Origin of the sequence: Caballeronia sp. LZ024 (assembly GCF_031451455.1) — a bacterium.
Classification (GTDB): domain Bacteria; phylum Pseudomonadota; class Gammaproteobacteria; order Burkholderiales; family Burkholderiaceae; genus Caballeronia; species Caballeronia telluris.
The window spans coordinates 1-5,774 of the sequence record NZ_JARUXL010000016.1; the positions used below are offsets into that span (position 1 = coordinate 1).

At 53.2% G+C, this 5,774-nt stretch carries 2 tRNA genes and 3 rRNA genes; all 5 read left to right on the plus strand.

The features are described from left to right. Positions 1–335 precede the first annotated feature (335 nt). Positions 336–1,866: ribosomal RNA gene (locus QCE48_RS31300) — 16S ribosomal RNA — on the plus strand. Positions 1,867–1,928: 62 nt separating this feature from the next. Beyond that, positions 1,929–2,005, plus strand: a tRNA-Ile gene (locus QCE48_RS31305). Between the two features lie 57 nt (positions 2,006–2,062). After that, positions 2,063–2,138: transfer RNA gene (locus QCE48_RS31310), tRNA-Ala, on the plus strand. A gap of 362 nt (positions 2,139–2,500) precedes the next feature. Next, positions 2,501–5,380, plus strand: a 23S ribosomal RNA gene (locus QCE48_RS31315). A 228-nt stretch (positions 5,381–5,608) separates the two neighbouring features. Then, positions 5,609–5,722: ribosomal RNA gene (rrf, locus tag QCE48_RS31320) — 5S ribosomal RNA — on the plus strand. Together the 16S, 23S and 5S rRNA genes with 2 tRNA genes alongside form the textbook arrangement of a ribosomal RNA operon. Positions 5,723–5,774: the final 52 nt, after the last annotated feature.

The window sequence follows — 5,774 nt, forward strand, 5'->3', positions numbered from 1 at the left end:
TTCTTCATAATCTCGTTTCTCTGCTGCTGATGCAGCGACGCAGAACGGAAGGGGTGGCGGCGGTAGTTAAGCGGCTGAACTTCAAAGGCGACTGAGGGTTGGGCGCCGGTTCTTGCGAATGTTCTTTAAAAACTAACAGCCGATAAGTGTGGGCGCTTGATGGCGACGCGCCGGGGTCTTCGGGCTTCGGGTTAAAGCGAAAGTAATCAAGTCTCACACTTTGTAATTAGGTAGGTTTTGCGCGGGTGTTTCCAGTGATGGGGATGCTCAGTAGAACTTGTCAGTACGTTGAGTGAGCGACCGGTTCGCAAGAACCGAAAACAGTAACAGGTATTGAACTGAAGAGTTTGATCCTGGCTCAGATTGAACGCTGGCGGCATGCCTTACACATGCAAGTCGAACGGCAGCACGGGGGCAACCCTGGTGGCGAGTGGCGAACGGGTGAGTAATACATCGGAACGTGTCCTGGAGTGGGGGATAGCCCGGCGAAAGCCGGATTAATACCGCATACGCTCTAAGGAGGAAAGGGGGGGATCGCAAGACCTCTCGCTCAAGGGGCGGCCGATGGCAGATTAGCTAGTTGGTGGGGTAAAGGCCTACCAAGGCGACGATCTGTAGCTGGTCTGAGAGGACGACCAGCCACACTGGGACTGAGACACGGCCCAGACTCCTACGGGAGGCAGCAGTGGGGAATTTTGGACAATGGGCGCAAGCCTGATCCAGCAATGCCGCGTGTGTGAAGAAGGCCTTCGGGTTGTAAAGCACTTTTGTCCGGAAAGAAAACTTTCGCCCTAATACGGTGGGAGGATGACGGTACCGGAAGAATAAGCACCGGCTAACTACGTGCCAGCAGCCGCGGTAATACGTAGGGTGCGAGCGTTAATCGGAATTACTGGGCGTAAAGCGTGCGCAGGCGGTCTGTTAAGACAGATGTGAAATCCCCGGGCTTAACCTGGGAACTGCATTTGTGACTGGCAGGCTAGAGTATGGCAGAGGGGGGTAGAATTCCACGTGTAGCAGTGAAATGCGTAGAGATGTGGAGGAATACCGATGGCGAAGGCAGCCCCCTGGGCCAATACTGACGCTCATGCACGAAAGCGTGGGGAGCAAACAGGATTAGATACCCTGGTAGTCCACGCCCTAAACGATGTCAACTAGTTGTTGGGGATTCATTTCCTTAGTAACGTAGCTAACGCGTGAAGTTGACCGCCTGGGGAGTACGGTCGCAAGATTAAAACTCAAAGGAATTGACGGGGACCCGCACAAGCGGTGGATGATGTGGATTAATTCGATGCAACGCGAAAAACCTTACCTACCCTTGACATGGACGGAACCCTGCTGAAAGGTGGGGGTGCTCGAAAGAGAACCGTCGCACAGGTGCTGCATGGCTGTCGTCAGCTCGTGTCGTGAGATGTTGGGTTAAGTCCCGCAACGAGCGCAACCCTTGTCCTTAGTTGCTACGCAAGAGCACTCTAAGGAGACTGCCGGTGACAAACCGGAGGAAGGTGGGGATGACGTCAAGTCCTCATGGCCCTTATGGGTAGGGCTTCACACGTCATACAATGGTCGGAACAGAGGGTCGCTAAGCCGCGAGGTGGAGCCAATCCCAGAAAACCGATCGTAGTCCGGATCGCAGTCTGCAACTCGACTGCGTGAAGCTGGAATCGCTAGTAATCGCGGATCAGCATGCCGCGGTGAATACGTTCCCGGGTCTTGTACACACCGCCCGTCACACCATGGGAGTGGGTTTTACCAGAAGTGGCTAGTCTAACCGCAAGGAGGACGGTCACCACGGTAGGATTCATGACTGGGGTGAAGTCGTAACAAGGTAGCCGTATCGGAAGGTGCGGCTGGATCACCTCCTTTCTCGAGCTTAACGTGTCAAAAGTTGAGCGCTCACGCTTATCGGCTGTAAGAAGACAGGCTAAGGGTCTGTAGCTCAGTCGGTTAGAGCACCGTCTTGATAAGGCGGGGGTCGTTGGTTCGAATCCAACCAGACCCACCACCCAAGTGCGCGTGCGCGTCCGGCATCAGGATGAGCGAGATCTTTAGCGTGGCACCCGGGGGATTAGCTCAGCTGGGAGAGCACCTGCTTTGCAAGCAGGGGGTCGTCGGTTCGATCCCGTCATCCTCCACCAATCTTCAATGGATAGGGTTCTGGCAACAGAGCGCGTTATCCATTGGCGATTGAGCCAGTCAGGGCGATGTTGAGAAGTACAACGTCGGCTGTCGTTCTTTAACAATCTGGAAGAAGTAGTAAAGAGATTCACGAAAGCATACTTAGAGATGGGTGTGTGAGTAGGTGGATCAGGGTTGTGATTGTATCAATGTATGAAAAGGTGATCGAAAGATTGCTTTGGAATACGGCGCAACACGAATACTCAACCTATGGCGGATGTGGCACGCGGCATTCCTCGTGAATGCTCCTGTCCCCTTAGGGGATGGGGCCAGCGTAAGCGCTAAAGCGCTAACGCTGGCCGACAAGACACACTCGTTATAGGGTCAAGCGAACAAGTGCATGTGGTGGATGCCTTGGCGATCACAGGCGATGAAGGACGCGGTAGCCTGCGAAAAGCTACGGGGAGCTGGCAAACGAGCTTTGATCCGTAGATGTCCGAATGGGGAAACCCGGCCCGAATGGGTCATCCTGAGCTGAATACATAGGCTCAGTGAAGCGAACGCGGTGAACTGAAACATCTAAGTAACCGCAGGAAAAGAAATCAACCGAGATTCCCAAAGTAGTGGCGAGCGAAATGGGATCAGCCTGTACTCTTTATCTTCGTTGTTAGTCGAACGCTCTGGAAAGTGCGGCCATAGCAGGTGATAGCCCTGTAGACGAAAACAGTGAGGAAGAACTAGGTGTACGACAAGTAGGGCGGGACACGTGAAATCCTGTCTGAAGATGGGGGGACCATCCTCCAAGGCTAAATACTCGTGATCGACCGATAGTGAACCAGTACCGTGAGGGAAAGGCGAAAAGAACCCCGGGAGGGGAGTGAAATAGATCCTGAAACCGCATGCATACAAACAGTCGGAGCCTGGAAACGGGTGACGGCGTACCTTTTGTATAATGGGTCAGCGACTTACGTTCAGTAGCAAGCTTAACTGATTAAGGCAGGCGTAGCGAAAGCGAGTCCGAATAGGGCGTTCAGTTGCTGGGCGTAGACCCGAAACCAAGTGATCTATCCATGGCCAGGTTGAAGGTGCGGTAACACGTACTGGAGGACCGAACCCACTAACGTTGAAAAGTTAGGGGATGAGCTGTGGATAGGGGTGAAAGGCTAAACAAACTTGGAAATAGCTGGTTCTCTCCGAAAACTATTTAGGTAGTGCCTCGTGTATCACCTTCGGGGGTAGAGCACTGTCATGGTTGTGGGGTCCATTGCGGATTACTACGCCATAGCAAACTCCGAATACCGAAGAGTGCAATCACGGGAGACAGACATCGGGTGCTAACGTCCGGTGTCAAGAGGGAAACAACCCAGACCGCCAGCTAAGGTCCCTAAGATTGGCTAAGTGGGAAACGAAGTGGGAAGGCTAAAACAGTCAGGAGGTTGGCTTAGAAGCAGCCATCCTTTAAAGAAAGCGTAATAGCTCACTGATCGAGTCGTCCTGCGCGGAAGATGTAACGGGGCTAAGCCAGTCACCGAAGCTGCGGATGCGTGTTTTACACGCATGGTAGGAGAGCGTTCCGTAAGCCTGCGAAGGTGCATTGAAAAGTGCGCTGGAGGTATCGGAAGTGCGAATGCTGACATGAGTAGCGATAAAGGGGGTGAAAAGCCCCCTCGCCGTAAGCCCAAGGTTTCCTACGCAACGTTCATCGGCGTAGGGTGAGTCGGCCCCTAAGGCGAGGCAGAAATGCGTAGCTGATGGGAAGCAGGTTAATATTCCTGCACCATTGTTAGATGCGATGGGGGGACGGATCGCGGAAGGTTGTCCGGGTGTTGGAAGTCCCGGTCCTTGCATTGGAGAAGGCGCTTAGGCAAATCCGGGCGCGGAATTCAAGGGTGTGAGGCCAGTCACTTCGGTGACGAAGCAATCGGAAGTGGTTCCAAGAAAAGCCTCTAAGCTTCAGTCTAACAAGACCGTACCGCAAACCGACACAGGTGGGCGAGATGAGTATTCTAAGGCGCTTGAGAGAACTCGGGAGAAGGAACTCGGCAAATTGGTACCGTAACTTCGGGATAAGGTACGCCCTTGTAGCTTGACTGGCCTGCGCCAGAAGGGTGAGAGGGTTGCAATAAACTGGTGGCTGCGACTGTTTAATAAAAACACAGCACTCTGCAAACACGAAAGTGGACGTATAGGGTGTGACGCCTGCCCGGTGCCGGAAGATTAAATGATGGGGTGCAAGCTCTTGATTGAAGTCCCGGTAAACGGCGGCCGTAACTATAACGGTCCTAAGGTAGCGAAATTCCTTGTCGGGTAAGTTCCGACCTGCACGAATGGCGTAACGATGGCCACACTGTCTCCTCCCGAGACTCAGCGAAGTTGAAGTGTTTGTGATGATGCAATCTCCCCGCGGCTAGACGGAAAGACCCCATGAACCTTTACTGTAGCTTTGCATTGGACTTTGAACCGATCTGTGTAGGATAGGTGGGAGGCTATGAAACCGGAACGCTAGTTTCGGTGGAGCCGTCCTTGAAATACCACCCTGGTTTGTTTGAGGTTCTAACCTTGGCCCGTGATCCGGGTCGGGGACAGTGCATGGTAGGCAGTTTGACTGGGGCGGTCTCCTCCCAAAGTGTAACGGAGGAGTACGAAGGTACGCTAGGTACGGTCGGAAATCGTGCTGATAGTGCAATGGCATAAGCGTGCTTAACTGCGAGACCGACAAGTCGAGCAGGTGCGAAAGCAGGTCATAGTGATCCGGTGGTTCTGTATGGAAGGGCCATCGCTCAACGGATAAAAGGTACTCTGGGGATAACAGGCTGATACCGCCCAAGAGTTCATATCGACGGCGGTGTTTGGCACCTCGATGTCGGCTCATCTCATCCTGGGGCTGTAGCCGGTCCCAAGGGTATGGCTGTTCGCCATTTAAAGAGGTACGTGAGCTGGGTTTAAAACGTCGTGAGACAGTTTGGTCCCTATCTGCCGTGGGCGTTGGATATTTGAAGGGGGCTGCTCCTAGTACGAGAGGACCGGAGTGGACGAACCTCTGGTGTACCGGTTGTCACGCCAGTGGCATCGCCGGGTAGCTATGTTCGGAAGAGATAACCGCTGAAAGCATCTAAGCGGGAAACTCGCCTTAAGATGAGATATCCCTGGGGACTTGATCCCCTTGAAGGGTCGTTCTAGACCAGGACGTTGATAGGTCAGGTGTGGAAGTGCAGTAATGCATTAAGCTAACTGATACTAATTGCCCGTAAGGCTTGATCCTATAACCAGTGTGTTTTACGTAATGAGTTAGTGCTTCAACACTTACTCAGGTTCACCCCGAAAGGGGTACGCCATGCACACCAAGGTTGAGATTAAGTGTTGTGCCCAATACAAGCACAGCCCAAAGTAACACCAGTAACACCGAACGCGCTTAAACCCCGCAGTTCGACTACTTCTTCCCAGATTGGTTGTGGCGTTTGAACTCCAAACCCCGCGACAACAAGTCATGCCTGATGACCATAGCGAGTTGGTACCACCCCTTCCCATCCCGAACAGGACCGTGAAACGACTCCACGCCGATGATAGTGCGGATCTCCCGTGTGAAAGTAGGTAATCGTCAGGCTCCTCATGCAGCAACAAAAAACCCCACCCCAAAAAGGTGGGGTTTTTTGCTT